The organism is Alteromonas salexigens, from assembly GCF_025628895.1.
Classification (GTDB): Bacteria; Pseudomonadota; Gammaproteobacteria; order Enterobacterales; family Alteromonadaceae; genus Alteromonas; species Alteromonas salexigens.
The window spans coordinates 199,858-219,553 of the sequence record NZ_JAOTJC010000012.1 but is presented as its reverse complement, the minus strand read 5'-3'; the positions used below and the strand labels follow the sequence as shown (position 1 = coordinate 219,553).

Here is a 19,696-nt window from a genome sequence, read left to right as displayed (position 1 = left end):
AGCGCCCGGTCAGACTAACGAGGCATCATGCTGCAATTACATCAGGTCACGCTGCGCTACTCTGGCGCAGCAACCCCAGTCTTAGACAACCTCTCATTAACCTTGCCCGCAGGGCAAAGCGCCAGTATTCGGGGCGCATCGGGCTGCGGCAAGTCTACCCTGCTGGCGGTGATTGCCGGTCTCGCTGCGCCAGACAAGGGTCTGGTTCAGGTAGGCGACCACGTATTATCTGACCTTCCCCCCCGTGACCAAGACGCTTTCCGCCGTCAGTCGCTGGGTCTGGTTTACCAGCAATTTAATTTGCTCAGCTGCTTTAATGTGTGGGACAACATTTCCTTTACCGCCCGACTGAAAGGTAACTATCAGGCTGACTATCAGCACAAGCTGATGGCGCTGATGAATATCGGTCATCTGGCGAAAGCGCCGCTGACTCAACTCTCTGGCGGCGAGCAGCAGCGGGTGGCGATCTGCCGGGCGCTGAACCATCAGCCGGCCCTGGTGCTGGCCGACGAGCCCACCGGCAACCTTGACGAAGCCACCAGCGAGCGGGTGGCTGACGCCCTCTATACTCTGTGCCGCGAGACACACACCACCTTAGTTGTCGTCACTCACAGTGTTGAGGTAGCAACCCAGGCGGACACCTGTTTTCGCTTGCATAACGGCCGTCTGGAAACGCTCACCGGTAACGGAGAAGCTCAGTGAGCCGAAGCTGGCGAATGAGCCTGCTCACGCTACTGGCATTGAGCAAAAGCCGCCCGTGGGAGCCGCTGTTGGTGCTGTTGTCAGTTACACTGGCTGCAGCCGGACTGAGTGCGGTTACCCTGATTAATGAAGGCGCTGGAAAAGGTAAGCTGGCGTCAGCGGATTCAGCGTTTGCCGGTAATTATCAGGTGACCGCACGGGATGAAATGCAGCCTCTACAACAAGCAGACTACGCCGCCCTGCGCAGGCAAGGCTTCGCTGAGCTGGTGGCAGTAGCCCGACATACCTTGCCAGTAAGCTGTGACACCGGGTCAGAAGCAACAAATCTCAATATAGTGGCCGTTGATACATTTGCACTTGCCACTCGTGTGAGTTCAAACCCCGCGCAGCAACTGGGTGCGGTGCCGGAGGCCAGGGCGATAGTTTCCCCGGCAACCTGGCGGGCATTGCAGTGCAGCGATGAAGCGTTGATGGTGAACCAGTCGCTAAGGCTAACCCGTATCATCACTGACGCCGCGGCTCCTCCCCGCACCGTGTTAGTTGATATCGCCACATTTTATCAGCCGCCTCATACCCTGACGGATTATCCCCTCACCAGCCTGGAGTTCCTCACAAAGGACAACGACGCACAGCTGGACAGATTACGGCAGGCACTGCCGTCACACCTTTCCCTGTTACCACCGCAGCCGACAGCAAATACCGGCAGTCTGTCTGACAGTTTTCAGCTGAATTTGTGGGCGATGGGCATGTTGATGGCCGTGGTCTGCCTGTTTATCATCGCCAACGCCCTGCACCTGATGTACCGGGCCAGGTTGCCCACGCTGATCCAGTTGCGGCAACTTGGGATCGGCGTACGGATATTAGGCCTGGCGTTGCTAGGTGAAATGGTGGGTCTTGCCATTTTTGGCAGTACCCTGGGCGTGATTGGCGGTGCCTGGTTAACGCGGGCATTAACCCCTACCCTGCAGGATACGTTCTCCTCGTTGTTCGGGGTCGGCTTCTTTGGCCCGGATGCGCTTATTCCGGCACTGCTCCTCAAAGGCTGGGCAATCAGTGCCCTGGCTATCACACTGGTCAGTTTACTGCCACTGCGCAGGCTAAATCAGCAACTGATAATGAGATCTACGCCCGTTACCGGACTCACCTCCGGTCTCCGGCTGCTGTTTACGCTGGTGCTTATTATTCTGTGCACGGTGGCCACTGCCTTACCCTGGTCGGCATTTACCGCGTTACTCAGTGTGGTGGTGTTACTCACCAGTGGGTGTGGCATGGTGTTAATGTGGCTACCGATATTACTTAACCGTATTCGCCAATTGGTCCCGGCCCGGTTTCCATTGGCGCAATGGAGCATCGCCAGCGCCTGTGAGCTGTCCCAACGGACCCGGTTAGCGGTGTGCGCATTCTTCATTGCCCTTACCGCCAATACCGGCATGAACGTGATGACCGACAGTTTCCGTCAGGCCACTGCCGACTGGCTGACACAACGACTGGTTGCACCGGTTTACGCCTATACCGAATCGCTGCCTGATGAGCAGGGCAAGCCGGCAGGCGCCCGTGTGTACCCCGGCTACCGTCAGCGTCTTGAACTTAAGCAAGGACCAGTAGTGGCACGGGCATATTATCCGCAGTCGCCATTTATTCAGGCCATGGTATTTAACAGCACCTCTGACAATGCATGGCAGGCGTTTAGTTACGGGCAAGGTGTATTCATCAGTCAGCAACTGGCCTTCCGTCAGGGAATGACACTGGGCGACTCGCTGACTATTGACCATCCGGATCTGGCCACCCGCTCATCTCTAAAGGTTGTGGCTATTTATCCCGATTACGGCAACCCTGAAAGCCAGTTGCTATTGCCTCCCCAGGCGTTTACCGCCAAAGCATCACAGTTTGCCAGTGTGGTTGCCGCCACGCCAGCCCCTGATGACCCCCAATACAGCGCGCTTGAAGCCTGGCTGGCCTCACAAGAAAGTAATGTGCGCATTTATGACCGTGAGCAACTGATTAGCCTCTCCATGCAGACGTTTGATGATACCTTTGTGGTCACTGACGCCCTGAATATCGCTACGTTACTGGTTGCTGGCCTGTCCTTTTTACTTTCTGTCAGTCTGCTTACTATGGACAGCCAGCCGCAATTTTCATTGATTCGCAGCTTGGGGGTCTCAGCAAGCGCCCTGAAGCGCGCGCTGAGTGCGCAATATTTGTTACTCTGCCTGGGGACCATTGCGCTGGCGCTACCCTTCGGCATACTACTCGCGTGGACCTTCATTGAGCGGGTTAACCGATTCGCGTTTGCCTGGGTATACCCGCTCAAAATAGAACTTCCTGTGTTACTTGGCAGTGCTCTGGCAAGTCTGCTGGTGGTTAGCCTGTTTCTGCTCATTCCCATTGGTCGCCTGAATGCCCGGGCCGATTTAAGCAATGAGGCACCATTATGATTAAACGGCTGCTGCTCGTGCTGTGTATCCTTACCGGATGCTCACCGGATAATCAGGCTGTAGCGCCAGGCAACAGTCTGTTCGCCGGTGCCAGCACCGGGAAGACCGCGAACGTCACGCCAGCCGCAACGCCCGTCTTACCCGGCGATCACCGCAGTCACGATGCCTACCAGCTGGAGTGGTGGTATCTCACGCTGGTGCTCAACGACGACCAGGGAGAGCCCTTTGCCGCGCAGTTCACGTTGTTTCGGTTGCTGACGGGGCCAGACAACTCTGACTGGAGTACTGCGCAGACTTATATGGCCCATGTCAGTGTGCACTCACAGCGTCACCACTGGTTTGGCGAACGTTTTGCCCGCGGTGGGGTGGGCAATGCGGGTATTGAGGAAAAGCCTTTTGCCGCGTTCATGGACGACTGGCGTTGGCAAGCCACCAGCCATGAGCTGTTTCCGTCGACCCTGTCTTTCTCCCCCGCAGCCGGCGTTCAGCTGACGCTGGACCTGACTCAACATGGCCCTTACGCAATGCACGGTGACAACGGGTACAGTGAAAAGTCTGCCGATGGCCGTTTTCGTTCCTACTATTACAGCCAGCCTTTTATTCAGGCATCAGGTACACTTACCCTGCCGTCAGGTCAACACTCGGTAAGCGGCAACGGATGGTTTGATCATGAGTGGACCAGCGCGCTAGCGGATCAGGATGCGCTGGGTTGGGACTGGTTTTCGTTGCATCTGGACAATGGCGATAAAATCATGGCGTTTAGGATGCATGTAAATGACGCGACTCCCTATGTGACCGGAACATACGTCACTCGTGAGGGACAATCCCACCATCTCGACAGCAATGACATCGACCTTCAGCCAACCGCAACCTTGTCAGTTGCCGGGCGAACCATGCCCCTTAACTGGCACATGGTCATCCCGTCTGAGCAAGTCGACATTCAGCTGATACCATTTAAAACCGACCAGTACAACCGGGCCCAGTTCCCTTATTATGAGGGACGGATGCAGGTATCAGGCACCCATGCTGGCAGCGGTTTTATGGAGCTTACCGGGTATTAGCCGGCAGGATCTTGAGTGGTCGCCAGGCTAATACACTGACCAGTTGATCCGCCGGGTGAGTGATTCCAGGGCTGCCACGCCAGCCTGGGAGTTGCCCATCCGGTTCAGGGCAGGTGACCACACACACAGGGAGAACCGGCCGGGCACCACGGCAATAATGCCGCCCCCCACACCACTTTTACCCGGTAAGCCAACTTTAAACGCGAAACTGCCCGCTTCATCGTACAGACCACTGGTGGCCAGTAACGCATTGACCTGGCGGGTTTGATCGTGCGTCAGTACCGGCTCTTTGGTAATGGTACAGTGACCGCGGTTGGCCAGAAACTGCGAGGCCCGGGCCAGATCCACGCAGCTCATTTCCAGTGCGCAGTTGTAAAAATAGTTATGTAGCACCTCTTCCACATCATTGTGGAAGTTACCGTATGCCTTCATCAAGTACGCCATCGCAGCGTTTCGGGCGCGATGCTCGAATTCTGAATTCGCCACATCCGGATTGGCCAGCAGCCCCTCGTTTCCCGACAGTTTACGCACCAAATCCCGCATGGCCACATGAGGCGCAATTAAGCGTGACTGGTTCATATCGGCAATGGCCAGCGCCCCCGCATTGATAAACGGGTTACGAGGAATACCATTTTCATACTCTAACTGGACCAGCGAGTTAAATGGCAAGCCAGAGGGCTCACACCCCACACGCTGCCACAGTGACTCACCGTAGTAGGTTACGGCTAATACCAGGTTAAACACCTTGGAAATACTCTGGATAGAAAACTCAGTGGTGGCGTCGCCCGCAGTGGTCACTTTGCCGGAGGTATCACATACCGCAATCCCGAACTGATTTGGGTTAACTTTTGCCAGTGCCGGGATATAAGTGGCCACCTGCCCCTGCCCAATCAGTGGCTGCACCTCTTGCATAATGTCGTTGAGTAACGCCTGCATTCCTGTTCCTTATTCTGTCATCTGCCTGTAACTACGCACACTGACCCTATAATGGCTTAAACGATTTTAAATGACACAAAAAACCCGGACACGAGCCCGGGTTCTTTCTGCCAACGCGCGGATGGCTACTGGCAGCGCCAATCGGATTTGTAATCGCAATTCGGATTGCTGTTGGTCGCTTTAACAGGTTTCTCAGATGCCGGCTGTTGTTGGCTGCCGCCGCGGGCCAGCATGCTGAAAATAGTGTGGGCAATATGGGTATTATCCATTTTGCCGGCCAACGCGGCTGCGCCCGCCCCGAACGCAAACACTTCCACATCCACGCCAGTATGACCACTGGTCGTCCAACCGGTATTCGTCTTGCCGTCTATAAACGCTTTCAGGGCGGTATACCGTTCGACTTTATTGGCTTTTTTCAGGTCGTCAAAATGACGCTTCTCTTCATCGTTGAGCTCGAAGCCTAACTGGGATGCAATAAATTCACCCGGCTTGTCAGCCTCGCCCATATTGGCAGCGATAGCGCGAGTCGACGCCTTGAGGTTCTGTATATATTCGGGGCTCCAGCGGTAATCACCGTCAGCGCCAATGGTCAGGCCTCCGGTACTGTGATCGGCAGTGAGTATGACCAATGTATCAGGGTGCTGTTTTACGTAGTCTTTTAAGTAGGCCATGGTTAACGCTAAATCATGCATCTCGGCCATAGCAGCAGCGATATCATTAGCATGTGCCGCCCAGTCTACCTGGCTGGCTTCCACCAGCAGGAAAAAGCCCTTGTCATTTTCAAGGTGTTTAACAGCCTGTTCGGTCAGATAAGACAAACGGTTCTGACGGGTGTCATCCAATGCCGGTGGCAAACCTACCGGCGCAAATAAACCCAGCACCTGACTGCCTGTGGGCACAGCTGCCAGACGGTTATACGTGTCGGCATATTCGTAGCCATTATCGATAAATTCAGCTACTAAATCCCGGTCTTTTCGCTCAAAAAACTGTGTTCCGCCGCCCAACATGACATCGGCCACAAACTCACCGTTTACCCGAAAATCGAAAAAACTTTCAGCCAGCTCATCGTAATTATGACGACTCTCATTATGGGCCACATAGGACGCCGGGGTGGCATGCACAATTTGTGATGTTACCGCCAGGCCAGTTCGCATACCTTGCGCCTTGGCGCGGTGCATGACAGATTCCAGCGGCTGTTTATCGGAGTCGACCCCGATAGCGCCATTGTACGATTTGATACCCGTCGCCAGCGCTGTGGCCGCCGCGGCGGAATCGGTGACGAACCCTGATTCTTGCGCCGGATATGTAGAGGCCGCCCCTACCAGAATATCGTCAAGCACACTGCTTTCCACTTGCGGCGTGTCCGGATCGTCCTGATAGTTCCGGTATGCCGTGGTAAATGCCGGTCCCATGCCATCAGCTACGACCATAATGATGTTTTTAGGCACCTGTGGAGCCGAATCCCCGTTAGGCTGATCGGCATTGGCCGCAGTATAGGCACACCCGCCAAGCATGGCAGCGCTGGTTAGCGCCAATAAAAAAGAGCGTCGAATCATGACAATATCCCTGAGCTAAATATGCAATATAGTGTATCGGTTCCCTTTGTGAAGCTCAAAAATGCTTTTAGTCAACAGCCCCGACAAACTAACAGGTTGTCTCAGGCTATATTGTTCACGCCGTTGTAAACGGCATGACAAACAGACAGGCTACATTCAACTTAATTATGGCCGGCATAGCCGGGCTGCCATTAAATTTATGAAATGCCCCACTTCATCTTAGCGCCTGAGTCGCAGCGACTATGGTCAGGCTGCCACCTATCAGGCGCGTTTCGAGGTCCCTGACCCACAAATTAGCGTTGCCCATAATACCTTCCCTTGACCCAAAAAATTCACGCAATGAATATCAAAAATAGCATTTATACATTTTTGTTATCTTCAATCCATGCCTAGTATTAAGTGGCAATCAGCGGTAACGCCACCTGCTTTACCGTTTTGTCTACAGAATAAAAGAAACCGGGAGAATCGCTCATGTCGCAATATCAACAGGACATCGACCTTATCGCTACGCTTAAAGCGACACAAAATGGCACATGGAACGGCATCGATCCTGAATATGCCGCACGGATGAAAACGCAGAACCGCTTCAAGACTGGTCTCGATATTGCCAGATACACAGCGGCAATTATGCGACGCGACATGGAAGAGTACGATAACGATTCTTCCCAATATACCCAGTCGCTGGGTTGCTGGCATGGGTTTATCGGTCAGCAAAAGATGCTGGCGGTAAAAAAACACCAGGGCACCACCAATAAAAGCTATCTCTACCTGTCCGGCTGGATGGTCGCCGCACTGCGATCGGAGTTCGGGCCCCTTCCCGACCAGTCCATGCACGAAAAGACCACGGTACCTATGCTGATTGAAGAGCTGTACACCTTCCTGCGCCAGGCAGATGCCCGGGAACTGGGCGGCCTGTTTAAGCAACTTGATGCGGCCAAAGCGAATGGCGGCGATGTGGCCGCCATTCAGTCACAAATTGACAACTTTGAAACGCACGTCGTACCGATTATTGCTGATATCGACGCCGGCTTCGGTAATGAGGAAGCCACTTACCTGCTCGCGAAGAAAATGATTGAAGCCGGCGCCTGCTGTATTCAGATAGAGAATCAGGTGTCGGATGCCAAACAGTGCGGACACCAGGACGGCAAAGTGACGGTTCCCCATGAGGACTTTCTGGCCAAGATCAATGCGGTCCGGTATGCGTTCCTGGAGCTGGGTGTCGATGACGGGGTAATTGTGGCCCGCACTGATTCACTGGGCGCTGGCCTGACTCAGAAAATCCCGGTATCCCAGTCAGAGGGGGATTTAGCTTCTCAGTACACTGCGTTTCTGGACACCACCCCTGTTGAAGGTGTAGAGGATCTGTCCAACGGCGAACTGGTAATAAAACAGGATGGTAAGCTGGTGAAGCCAGTTCGCCTGCCTAATGGGCTGTTTAAGTTTAAGGATAACACCGGCTTTGACCGGGTGGTGCTGGACTGCGTCACGTCGCTTCAGCATGGTGCGGACTTATTGTGGATTGAGACTGAAAAGCCTCACGTGGGTCAAATTGGTGACATGGTGGCGGCTATACGTCAGCAGGTGCCCAACGCGAAACTGGTATATAACAACTCCCCGTCATTTAACTGGACACTGAACTTCCGTCAGCAGGTATTTGATACCTGGCAGGAGGCGGGCAAAGATGTGACGGCCTATGACCGCGATAAACTAATGGCCGCCGAATACGATACCAGTGAACTGGCGCTGGAGGCGGATCAAAAAATTAAGAGTTTCCAGGCAGATGCGGCGCGGGAAGCCGGTATTTTCCATCACCTGATCACCCTGCCTACCTACCATACTGCCGCCCTGTCTACGGACAACCTGGCAAAAGGCTACTTTGGTGAAGACGGCATGCTGGCCTATGTACGCGGCGTGCAGCGCAAGGAAATCCGCGAAGGTCTTGCCTGTGTAAAACACCAGGCCATGGCTGGCTCAGATTTGGGTGATACCCATAAAGAGTACTTCTCAGGCGAGGCTGCATTAAAGGCCTCCGGAAAAGATAACACCATGAACCAGTTCGACGTTTAAGGAAAGTCCCAACCTTTCCGCCAGGCTCCTTCGGGGGCCTGTTTTCGTTCGTGCTGGCGCGTTACGTCGCCCGGCTCTACAGCAACTCGCCATGGGAGGCGTTATTTGCGCTTTATAATAAGTACGCCCGGCTCCTGACCCCCTCTCCCCATCGTTTTACCTGTATAAGGATTCCCCCTTAAGTAGTATGTAGCTTCTGGTAAAAAAGCCTTTATACTCGGTAGGGTTAATTGAAGTAATTAAGGACATTACAACTATGAATATTGCCAAGGTAGACTTAAATTTACTGGTCTACTTGGACGTACTGCTTCGTGAAGGCAGTGTGACCAAGGCGGCGAATCAGTTAAGTATTACTCAGCCGGCGATGAGCAACGGTCTGAAGCGCTTACGTGACTTGTTTAAAGACCCCATCATGGTGCGTACCAGCGAAGGCATGACCCCAACGAAACGAGCGCTGGAGCTTAAACCCGTGGTCAGAGAGGTACTAAGCAGGCTGGAAAATACCATTCAGCCGGAAACTGATTTCGACCCCGCCACCAGCACCCGCACATTTCGTATCATGACCAGTGACTATGCCGAAAGTACCCTGCTGCTGGAGCTGGTCGGCAAGCTGGCCGAACAGGCGCCGAATATCGTTCTGGATTTAATTACCCCTTCAGACGTGACGTTTCACGATGTTGAGCAGGGTAAAGTCGATATGGCCATAAACCGGTTTGAAGAGTTGCCGCTGTCATTTCACCAAAAGGTAATCTGGTATGACACGTTCAGCTGCGTTATGAGTAAAGACCATCCGCTGGTGGACAAATTTGACCTCGACAGTTATCTGGCGGCGCAGCATATTTGGGTGAGTAAAACCGGCTTCGGTGTCGGAGTGGGCATCGACCCCAATGAGGTTCAGAAGCTCGGCTGGGTTGATGCTGAGCTAACGAAAATTGGCAAGCAACGGTCTATACGCGTTTTTACCCGGCATTATCATGCAGCCCTGCAAATCGCAAAAACTCAGGATCTGATTGCTACCTTGCCAAGCAAAGCCGCTAAATTATTTGCTAATGATCCTGACGTAGTCGTACAGTCGCCGCCGTTTGATATTCCCCCTATTGCCCTGAAGATGGCCTGGAGCGCCTTGCTGCACCATGATGCCGGGCATATTTGGCTGCGCCGTCTTATTGGCGAAGTGGCCGCAGAAATCAACGCCGGCTCTGACATTCACTGAAACAATAGCAAAAATACAAACCATAAATTAAAAATACAGGTATAGAGTCTCTACACTGGGAGTTAAACAACAAGCACAGAGGTAGCTATGCAAGGATATGTCCAGCGAGGCCGTCTGCAGATTGCAGACGAGCTCTACACCTTTATTGACGAACAGGCATTACCGGGCACGCAGCTTAATAAAGCCGGGTTCTGGCAAGGTGTGGAAGCGCTGTTTGCCGATTTTATCGCTCCCAACCAGGCGCTGCTGGCCACCCGGGACGCATTGCAAAAGCAGATTGATGCGTACCATCAGGCCGGCAAGCCCGTCACTGGCGCAAGCTACGAAGCCTTTCTCAGGGAGATTGGTTATCTGACCGAAGCGCCACAGGATGTGCAGGTGGACACTGCTAATGTGGACAAAGAGATCGCAACCCTCGCCGGCCCGCAGCTGGTTGTTCCTATCAATAATGCTCGCTACGCACTCAACGCGGTGAATGCCCGTTGGGGCAGTCTGTATGATGCCCTCTATGGTACCGATGTCATCAGCAGTGACGGCGGTGCCGAACCCGGCAGTCACTATAATCCTGTCCGGGGCCAGAAAGTGATCACCGCCGCCCGCCACTATCTGGATACTCTGTTGCCACTGGCCACCGGTAGCCATGTCGATGCTACCGCCTATTCTATCGCCACCGGCAAGCTGGCTGTCACACTGGCTAACGGTGATGTCACAACCTTAGCTGATACCACGCAGTGGCAGGGATACCAGGGCGATATGCAGGCACCTGAAGCACTACTGTTCCGGCATCATGGACTGCATTTCGAATTGCAGCTGGATCCCAACCATCCGGTAGGTAAAGCCGACCCGGCCGGCGTGAAAGATATCCTGCTGGAGTCTGCGTTAACCACCATCATGGATTGTGAAGACTCGGTGGCGGCAGTAGATGCCGCCGATAAGACGCAGGTTTACCGCAACTGGCTTGGGCTCATGCAGGGGTCACTCAGCGTTGATATCAATAAAAATGGAAGCCTGCTTACCCGCACTATGCACGCTGACCGTACCTACACTCCCGCCGGTCATACGACGCAAACTGACGAACTCACCCTGCCGGGACGCAGTCTGATGTTTGTGCGCAATGTCGGGCACCTGATGACCAACGATGCCATGTTGTTCGACGAGCAACCGGTGCCGGAAGGTATTATGGATGGCATTGTCACCGCGCTCATTGGCAAACACGATGTGATTGGCAACAGTAATCTGACCAATAGTCGTGAAGGCAGCATCTATATTGTGAAGCCAAAAATGCACGGGCCGGAGGAAGTGGCTTTTACTGACAAACTGTTTGCGCGAATAGAGCAAATAATCGCGGTGCCGGTAAACACCCTGAAAATGGGCATTATGGATGAAGAACGCCGCACCAGCGCAAATTTGAAAGCCTGCATTGCAGCAGCAAAATCCCGGGTAGTCTTCATCAATACCGGCTTTTTAGACCGTACTGGCGACGAAATTCATACCTCTATGCTGGCAGGTCCCTTTGCTGACAAAGCCAGCCTGAAAGAGCGCCCGTGGATCAAAGCGTACGAGAAAGCCAACGTGGTCACCGGTCTTGCCTGCGGGCTCGCCGGAAAGGCCCAAATCGGCAAAGGCATGTGGCCAGTTCCCGATCAGATGGCAAACATGATGGAGGCCAAAATCAGCCATCCAGAGTCTGGGGCCACCACCGCCTGGGTCCCCTCACCCACGGCGGCAACACTCCATGCGCTCCATTACCATCAGGTAGATGTACCCGCACGCCAGCAGCAGTTGGATCCAGGCTACCAGGGGCTGTCAGATATTTTAACAGTCCCCTTGCTGGCCTCCGACCACGGGTTAAGTGAAGAGCGCATTCAACAGGAAGTCGACAACAATGTTCAGGGGATCCTCGGGTATGTTGTACGCTGGGTACATCAGGGTATTGGCTGTTCAAAGGTGCCCGACATCCATAACGTCGGGCTGATGGAAGATCGCGCCACCCTGCGGATTTCTTCCCAGCATCTGGCGAACTGGCTCCACCACAATGTCATTACCAAAGAACAGGTAGAAGCCTCCTTATCGCGCATGGCCAAACTGGTGGATGAGCAAAATTCTGAGGATCCTGACTACATTCCCATGACCCCTGATGCCGAGGCCTCGATTGGGTTTAAAGCAGCTCACGACCTGATTTTTCTGGGTAAAGAGCAGCCCAGTGGCTACACCGAGCCATTGTTACATGCGCGCCGCCGTGAAATGAAAGCCATGCTTGCGGCTCACGCCTGATCCTTCTGCCCGTACCCGAGCGCTCCCGGGTACGGAAATCATCATCATCCTGCCCCCTGCCTGTATCATGCAACGGTTGTTAGTAAGTGCTTCTTTTTTCGCGATAACGCCCCACTTGCCTGAAAATTCACTATGCTCAATAGAGGGACTTCATACAGGAGTTTTATGAGCTTATCTATGCCGCTACCCAGTCACATCGTGCCCATTTTTTCTGGTGGGGGCACCCGGCTACCTGCCCATTTGGGCATTCTGCAGGCACTGGATGAAATGAACATCAAGTTTAACACTCTGGTTGGGGTGTCCGGCGGCTCGGTTATCACCGCGCTTTACAGTAAAGGGTACGCTATTGAAGATATGCTTAAACTGGCTATCTCCACTGACTTTAAGCAATTTACCGCATTTTCTTTATGGCGACTGGTCCGCGAAGGCGGGTTGTCTTCCGGCGATCATTTTGAACAGTGGATGGATGATTTACTGGAAGGCGTCACGTTTACAGAGTTACCTTTTGCCCTCAATATCCTGGCTACCGACGTGAATGGCGGAGGCCCGGTACTCTTTAACAAAGCGCGCACGCCCACCGTGAGGGTGTCGCAGGCGGTGCGTTTCTCTATGTCTATTCCACTGATTTTTTCATTCAAGGAATTTGAGAACCAATTGCTGGTAGACGGCGCCATTTTATCGGAGGATGCGTTGTTCGAGGACTGGCAACAAGACGGCACACCCTCGGTGTGCTTCAGACTGAAAAGTAACGCCAAGCGCAGGCCGCTGACGCCACGCCGTGGATTCGTGCTGCCCCAGTATATCTCGCTGCTTATTCAGACCTTTATGACGGCGGTTTCCCGGGAGTATGTGCATGCGCAGTATTGGCACAACACCCTGGTGGTGAATACCGGCGATATTTCCGCGGTGGACTTTTCCATGACTGAAGCAGCCAAACGCAGGTTGTTTGATGTGGGTTATCAGACAACCCTGCGTTTTTTACCCGCCAAGCTTACCCGCTGCATTAAGCTAAAACGGCCTGAGTCACACCTTATAGAATGACCGGTACCAGTTTACAAATTCACCGATCCCTTGCTTTATGGAGGTAGACGGCCGGTAACCAGTGTCTCTGACTAAATCCTCGACATTGGCATAGGTGTCTGGCACATCACCAGGCTGCATTGGAAGCAGGTTTTTATTGGCTTCTTTACCCAGCGCCTGCTCCAGCGTCTCAATAAATTCCAGCAGGTGTACCGGTGTCTGGGCGCCAATATTGTAAACCTTCCACGGCGCTTTACTGCTGGCAGGATCGGGGTTTTTACCGCTCCACTGCACATTAGGCTGGGCAATACGATCCAGTGACCGGACGACCCCCTCAACAATATCGTCAATATAGGTGAAGTCCCGGTGGTGGTTGCCGTAGTTGTAGACGTCAATGGTATCGCCCGCCAAAATTGCCCGGGTAAATTTAAATAGCGCCATATCCGGTCTGCCCCAGGGGCCATATACAGTGAAGAACCGCAGCCCGGTAGTAGGCAGGTTATATAAATGGCTGTACGTGTGTGCCATCAGCTCATTCGCTTTCTTCGAGGCTGCATACAAGCTGACCGGATGGTCTACGTTATGCTGCTCGGAAAACGGCATGGTTTCATTTGCGCCGTACACTGAACTGGAAGACGCATACACCAGGTGAGCAATATTATGATGGCGGCAGCCCTCAAGAATATTCATGAAGCCAACCAGATTGGCATCTACATACGCGTGGGGGTTCTCAATGGAATAGCGCACGCCCGCCTGGGCGGCCAGGTGCACCACCCGTTCAAATTGCTCGTCTTCGAACAATCTGGCCATGGCCTCGCGATCTTCTACGCCCATTTTTATAAAAGAAAACCGCTCCGCATGCTGACTTTCCTGTAACGATTGCAGGCGAGCGTGTTTTAATTTCACATCATAGTAGTCATTGATGTTATCGATACCCACCACGGTATCGCCGCGGTCCAACAAATAACGAGATACGGCCGCACCAATAAAGCCAGCCGCGCCGGTTACGAGAATTTTCATGAGTGATTATGCCTGGTTGGTGTTATTGTCTATGCTAACATCTGATGCAATTTTGATGCGAACTTTTTACCTATCATAGGTTTACCATGACTTTACAGGCTTCAATCGAGCAGGTTCTTTCCTCCAGCTCCTCTTATTCCGAAGACCCAACAGCCACGGCACGCTTCGCGCGCTCTCCCGAAGGCTTTACCCGCAATATTCGCGGCGTGGTGTCCATTGGCGCTACGGACGACATTCAGGCAATGCTCAAACTGGCAAATGCACCAGAGACGCTGGCCTCCAACCCGTTTGCGATTTTTCCGGTGAGTACAGGAAATAACTGGGGGTATGGGACAGGGCTACCGGAAACCGATGACAGGGACGCCGTCATCCTGGATTTGTCTGCTCTGAGCAACGTCACCTATTTTGATGAAGAAGACGGAATCTGTTCACTGCAACCAGGCGTCACCCAACAACGCCTCTACGAGTTTTTGCAAAGCAAGGGGTCGGATTACATGGTGCCCGTGACCGGTGCCGGCCCAAGTTGTAGTGTCCTGGCTAACGCACTGGAGAGGGGGTATGGCATCACCCCGGGAACAGACCACTTCGCCACTGTCACCTGCATCAAAGGATATCTGCCAACGGGTGAGTTCTATGAGTCCAGCCTGGCAGCGATGGACCAGACCTCGGACAAGCTGGTAGACAAGGCGTTTAAGTGGAAACATGGACCATACCTGGATGGATTATTCACCCAGTCAGGGAACATGGTTGTAACTGAAGTTACCCTGGTGCTTGAGAAGCCGAAGGACGGATTTGATTCTTTTTATATGCGCTTCTATAAGCCAGATAGCTTTGCTGATGCCTATTTAACCGTAAAAAGTATTTTTCAGTCTCTGGGGGCCGTGGTGGGATCGATCAATTTAATGGATCGACGCCGTGTGGCGGCCATGGTCTCGGAAAACCCTCAGGGGCCCGGCACCCACCAGAATATGACCGATGAACAGCTTGATGACATTGCGAAGCGTCATCAGGTACCACACTGGACTGTAGTGGGCACTATCTATGCGCCCAAAAGCGTGTCCCGGGCCGCCCGCAAGGAAATTGCCGCCCTTGCTGCGGGAAGGGCAGATGAAGTGCTTTTTTCCAGCGGGATAAAAATCAAATTTGGGCAATGGCTGGTCAAACACCTGCCTTTCTCCTTTCTCACTCCTGTCAAAGAGCAATTGGAAAAGCTGGAAATGGGGATGCAGATAATGAAAGGCATACCCAATCAGATAGCTTTACCCTTAGCCTATTGGCGTAATCCCCGGGTAAGGCCAGATGGGCAGCGCGCTTTAAACCCCGCAGAAGATGGCTGTGGTATTTTATGGTATGCCCCTCTGGTTCCTGCAAAAGTGCCCCAAATGGAGCTGTTTATCGCTATGGTTCGTCGCATTTGTGCGACATATAACATCGAACCCATGGTGACCTTCACCAACTTTTCTGCCCACTGCACTGACAGCACCATTCCTATTGTGTTTGATCGGGAAAACCCGGCCGCGGTAGCCGACGCCCAGACGTGCCTGAACAAATTATTTGAAGAAGGGATAAAAAATGGTTTTGTGCCCTACAGAATGAATATCGAACAACAGCAGCAAATCGATAAAGCAGCGCCGTTCTGGAAAGCCGCTAAGCAGATTAACACCAGCCTAGACAGCAACAATATACTCAGTCCGGGTCGTTATGACCTGTAGTCCCAGGTTCATCCATGACTGTACTTAACAGCTGCTGGATATGTATCGAGGGAATAGCATAGGAAATACCCGACGGCGCAGTTAACGCTGACTCTTTGCCTTCAGATATATACACTTTATTAACGATGCCAATGACCTCCCCGCTTTCAGGTAAATACAGGGGGCTCCCCGAGTTGCCGGGAAAGGCGGTTGCATCTAACTGATAAACAGTGGCGGGGTTATCGAGTCGCGACAGATTTCGAGCACTTTGAACAGTAACCCTGTCAGCCGGCAACACGTCAGGAGTCAGTGCGGACACATAGCCACGATGGGTGGCGGGATAAACCCCCAGCACACCGCTGATGGGAAACCCGGTAAAAGCAACAGATGTCCCCGGCGGGTGGAGCGGTGCTTTATTCAGTACCAATGGGGGTAATGCCCCTTTGATTTTTAATATAGCCAAATCATATCGCGGCGCCGTGGCAACAATGTCCGCCTCTGTATATTTAATCTGTCGCCCGCGACCGGTAATCACCACATACGATTGCACCAGGTTTTCATCCAGAGGCTCTGCGACCACGTGATGATTGGTTACCACATAATTACCGGTACCGATCACGAAACCGGTTCCCAGCACATCACTGCGGTTAGAATAAAGCGGCGTCATTCTGCCAATTGCCACCACGCTGCGCGATACAGTGTCAATAATAGTCAGCCTGTGCTCGTCAGAGTGCGCGCTGACCTTACTGAAACCCATAATCAATATGAGCATTACCCAGCGAGTTATTGTATTGTTTTGTTTAGCGTGTAACACGGCTGCCATCCTGTAGCCACGAGTATATAAGGAAGTGTACCTATGGAGGTGCTAAAAGTCATTGCTGTTCACCTTTGCTCCCCCTTGGTGATGGCGGCTCTGCTGGCAGTGACAGGCTGGGTTCTTACAATCAGGCTGCGGCGTCATGCCGCCAAACATTGTTTTTTGGCCGCCGCTGCTATACTGACCCTTTTTTCTCAGCCACTGGTGAGCGATTTACTGCTCTTTCCGCTTGAACACATGGGCCGGGAACCACCAAAAGAAGAATACGCGCGCTCACAAATTTACGTACTTGCGTGCTACTACAACACAACTGAGAACGTGCCTGAAATAGCTCGTTGGTCAGAGTGCTCGCTGCAGAGGCTGGCAGCGGCTGCCCGGCTTCATCATAAATACGGCGGCGACGTTGTGGTCTCGGGGGCTGAGAACGCATCAGCCCCCGGCGTGATCTATGCCGAGAAAGCCGGGCAGTTTTTGAAGTCTCTGGGCGTTCCGGCGAATAAAATCACGCGTATTAAAGGCGGCGGTACTACGGCAGGTGAAATAGCATTGGTTTCGCCACTTATAGCTAACCGCCCAACACTGGTAGTCTCTTCAGCTACTCACATCCATCGACTCCGCCTGCTTTTCCCGCATTCATACAAGCTGTCATACTACCCTGTCGATTTTCTAAGCACCGGGGAGCTGAATAAATGGTTATCGCCGCCGGCGTTATATGCACTGGAGTTCTCCCGCCGCGCTATTTACGAGTATGTTGCACTTACCAAAGATTACTTTTTCAGGTAAAAGCACGCTAATCTCAATGTAGTCTGAATTTATCTCTGCTACACTCGATGAAGATGTAGGCTCATACTTTGGTATCTAAGTGATGACGAAAAGGCAGGGAAATATTCTTGAACGCGTATCGAGAATTGTCGGCAAAAACAATAAGCTGGGGAAGCTAATCGCAGGATATGGCAAGCTGAGAGAGGCGAATTATATTTCGTCACATTTTTCGACTTACCTTGAACCAATGCTCGCCACCGATGACGAACTCAGAAAGCAGGTTTACCAAATTCGTCATAAAGTGTATTGCGAGGAGCTGGGATTTGAACCGGTTAACGAACTTGGCATAGAAAAAGACGAGTTCGATGACTTCTCCCAGCATTGTCTTATCCATCACCTCAACTCTGATAAGTTTGCCGGCACGGTGCGTATCGTGCGTCCCCAGCAGGAGACTGAACAACTCCCAATCCAAAAGTACTGTTTAAGCTCGATTAGCCATAAAGAGCTTAATCCTTTCTTGTTTGACAGAAAGGATATTTGTGAGGTGTCCCGTCTTGCCGTCCCCTTACATTTCCGCCGTCGTCAAATGGATAAATTTGCCGGCGCTGCTACTGGTGTTATTAACCAGCAGACCTATTCTGAAACGGAGTTACGCTGCTTCCCTTTTATCGCCGTAGGATTGTACTTTGCGGCAGCCGCTATGGCGCTTGAAAGCGGAATAAAGCATGCGTATGTCATGATGGAGCCTCGCCTGGCGAGAAGTATGAGCTTTGTGGGGATCCGGTTTGAGCAAATTGGGCCGGTAGTGGAATATCATGGCAAACGCGCGCCCTACTATATTAATCAGGAGCTACTGTCTAAAAACCTGACACCTGGTTTTGCAAAGATGCTTTCTGATATACGCACGAAAGTGAATACCCTCAGCCAGTAAGGTTTGAACTGGCCCATAGCTTTTCTTACGCGCTGCCCCTGGTCTGGCGGGTACAGACGCGCAGCATTTCTATTCACGCTTACCTCGTAGCCTTTGATGATTTTAACTGCCGCTATCATGCGGCTAACTATGCATACAGGCTGAGCTGACGGACCTTCTAGCTTCTAAGGCCTGTTTATCCACCCTCTCAGTATGTCAGCACTGTAGGTAAGTAGGCCGCTTGTCAGCGATCGGTATGATCCGGCGCACCAACAGAGCTATGTGATTAGGTTAAAATTCAGGTTGTAAAATTTTTTGACAGGCATAAAAAAACCGGCCGTAAGGCCGGTTTTTAGAAGGTATTATCTCTTACGCTTTTTTACGGCGAGTTGCCAGGCCAAGACCTAACAGAGACAGACCGAACAGCGCTACTGTAGAAGGTGCAGATACCGGAGTTACCTGACCGTTACTAGAAGCTGAGTAACCAGTGTTTGGGTTAATCTGCGACGATGAGGTAAAGAAGATGTCTGAACCGCTAGCGTTTTTATCTAACGCCGCCATCACATCTGCCAGCCCATCTACTACAGACAGATAGCCGTCAGCAAAGCCGCCTGTGGCGTCGCCTGCGTAGATTTCAAAGTCGTCAAACGTCATTGATGCCCACAGAGTTCCATCTTGCGCATTTGCATACTGGCTCCATTCATTGCTGTTGATACCACCTAAGTCAGGCGAATCATCAAAATAAATATTCAACCATGAATTGTTTGCGTCAAGAGTATTGGTGCCGTTAAAGGTCAGTCCACCGAACGTAAATGTCAGCTCACATGTTCCAGGACCTGCAGCACAGAAACTAGGTGCAGCATTTTGCTCACGCCCATCACTGAATGCAGTGAACTTACCAATACCAGATAACATTGCGCCTGGGGCAATTGCAGATGAAACTACAGAGTCAGCATCTAACTGCATCACGCCGCCATTGTTCGCGTAAGTGCCAGTAGTGTACCACTGTTGGAACGTCACGCCCGCATCCCAGAACGTAATTCCATTCTGGTCGTAAGTATCCCATTCAATACCACCCGCATTGATGGTACCTGCGTTCACACCGGCTGCGGCTGCGGTCAAAGTCAATGCGCCAACGATTTGCTTTGTTTGTTTGGAAACTGAAAACATAAATAATTCCTTGCCAGTTAGTTTGTGTCGCTCTCGGAATTATATATACACATCCCGTGCCA

General features: G+C 52.4%; 15 protein-coding genes. 10 read left to right on the top strand and 5 right to left on the bottom strand.

From position 1 onward, the window contains the following. Nucleotides 1-27 precede the first annotated feature (27 nt). Genes OCL06_RS13740 through OCL06_RS13730 form a run of 3 tightly spaced genes read left to right on the top strand, consistent with a single transcriptional unit; the run spans nt 28 to nt 4,198 of the window. Nucleotides 28-702, top strand: coding sequence for an ABC transporter ATP-binding protein (locus OCL06_RS13740; protein WP_262995515.1), 675 nt, complete (start codon nt 28-30; stop codon nt 700-702). Beyond that, nucleotides 699-3,137, top strand: a complete 2,439-nt coding sequence (locus OCL06_RS13735) for an FtsX-like permease family protein (RefSeq protein ID WP_262995513.1) — start codon at nt 699-701, stop codon at nt 3,135-3,137. The genes OCL06_RS13740 and OCL06_RS13735 overlap by 4 nt, the downstream gene beginning before the upstream one ends. Then, entirely contained in the window at nt 3,134-4,198 is a 1,065-nt protein-coding gene (locus OCL06_RS13730; protein ID WP_262995511.1) for a lipocalin-like domain-containing protein, read from the top strand. Before OCL06_RS13735 ends, OCL06_RS13730 begins: the two co-directional genes overlap by 4 nt. A gap of 27 nt (nt 4,199-4,225) precedes the next feature. On the opposite strand, the gene glsB is transcribed toward OCL06_RS13730, so the two are convergent. Beyond that, nucleotides 4,226-5,134 (bottom strand): glutaminase B, encoded by a 909-nt coding sequence (glsB, locus tag OCL06_RS13725; RefSeq protein ID WP_262995509.1) that lies wholly within the window; start codon nt 5,132-5,134, stop codon nt 4,226-4,228. A 125-nt stretch (nt 5,135-5,259) separates the two neighbouring features. After that, nucleotides 5,260-6,690, bottom strand: coding sequence for an alkaline phosphatase (locus tag OCL06_RS13720; protein ID WP_262995507.1), 1,431 nt, complete (start codon nt 6,688-6,690; stop codon nt 5,260-5,262). Nucleotides 6,691-7,161: 471 nt separating this feature from the next. Between OCL06_RS13720 and OCL06_RS13715 the strand changes: the two genes are divergently transcribed. The 4 genes from OCL06_RS13715 (at nt 7,162) to OCL06_RS13700 (ending at nt 13,285) form a co-directional block, all read left to right on the top strand. Next, nucleotides 7,162-8,757, top strand: coding sequence for an isocitrate lyase (locus tag OCL06_RS13715; RefSeq protein WP_262995505.1), 1,596 nt, complete (start codon nt 7,162-7,164; stop codon nt 8,755-8,757). Between the two features lie 256 nt (nt 8,758-9,013). Then, nucleotides 9,014-9,970 (top strand): LysR family transcriptional regulator, encoded by a 957-nt coding sequence (locus OCL06_RS13710; RefSeq protein ID WP_262995503.1) that lies wholly within the window; start codon nt 9,014-9,016, stop codon nt 9,968-9,970. Nucleotides 9,971-10,057: 87 nt separating this feature from the next. Continuing rightward, a complete protein-coding gene (locus OCL06_RS13705) occupies nt 10,058-12,244 on the top strand; it encodes a malate synthase G (RefSeq protein ID WP_262995501.1) in 2,187 nt (728 codons plus the stop codon). Between the two features lie 165 nt (nt 12,245-12,409). Continuing rightward, nucleotides 12,410-13,285 carry a patatin-like phospholipase family protein gene (locus tag OCL06_RS13700; RefSeq protein ID WP_262995499.1) on the top strand — a complete coding sequence of 292 codons (876 nt, stop codon included), beginning with the start codon at nt 12,410-12,412 and terminating at the stop codon, nt 13,283-13,285. On the opposite strand, the gene OCL06_RS13695 is transcribed toward OCL06_RS13700, so the two are convergent. After that, nucleotides 13,268-14,284: an NAD-dependent epimerase gene (locus tag OCL06_RS13695; RefSeq protein ID WP_262995497.1), complete on the bottom strand. Its 1,017-nt coding sequence runs from the start codon at nt 14,282-14,284 to the stop codon at nt 13,268-13,270. The genes OCL06_RS13700 and OCL06_RS13695 overlap by 18 nt on opposite strands. Nucleotides 14,285-14,370: 86 nt before the next feature. Between OCL06_RS13695 and OCL06_RS13690 the strand changes: the two genes are divergently transcribed. Then, nucleotides 14,371-15,996, top strand: coding sequence for an FAD-binding oxidoreductase (locus OCL06_RS13690; protein ID WP_262995495.1), 1,626 nt, complete (start codon nt 14,371-14,373; stop codon nt 15,994-15,996). On the opposite strand, the gene OCL06_RS13685 is transcribed toward OCL06_RS13690, so the two are convergent. Further along, on the bottom strand, nt 15,971-16,798 hold the full coding sequence (locus OCL06_RS13685) for a S1 family peptidase (protein ID WP_262995493.1): 828 nt from the start codon (nt 16,796-16,798) through the stop codon (nt 15,971-15,973). The two genes, OCL06_RS13690 and OCL06_RS13685, sit on opposite strands and share 26 nt — an antisense overlap. A 33-nt stretch (nt 16,799-16,831) precedes the next feature. Here OCL06_RS13685 and OCL06_RS13680 point away from each other — a divergent pair, with 33 nt between their 5' ends. Together OCL06_RS13680 and OCL06_RS13675 are read left to right on the top strand one after the other, a co-directional pair. Further along, entirely contained in the window at nt 16,832-17,575 is a 744-nt protein-coding gene (locus OCL06_RS13680; RefSeq protein ID WP_262995491.1) for a YdcF family protein, read from the top strand. An 82-nt stretch (nt 17,576-17,657) separates the two neighbouring features. Beyond that, nucleotides 17,658-18,485 carry a PEP-CTERM/exosortase system-associated acyltransferase gene (locus OCL06_RS13675; protein WP_262995788.1) on the top strand — a complete coding sequence of 276 codons (828 nt, stop codon included), beginning with the start codon at nt 17,658-17,660 and terminating at the stop codon, nt 18,483-18,485. 348 nt (nt 18,486-18,833) lie between these two features. Here OCL06_RS13675 and OCL06_RS13670 read toward each other — a convergent pair whose 3' ends face one another. Beyond that, nucleotides 18,834-19,634: a hypothetical protein gene (locus OCL06_RS13670; protein ID WP_262995490.1), complete on the bottom strand. Its 801-nt coding sequence runs from the start codon at nt 19,632-19,634 to the stop codon at nt 18,834-18,836. Nucleotides 19,635-19,696 lie beyond the last annotated feature (62 nt).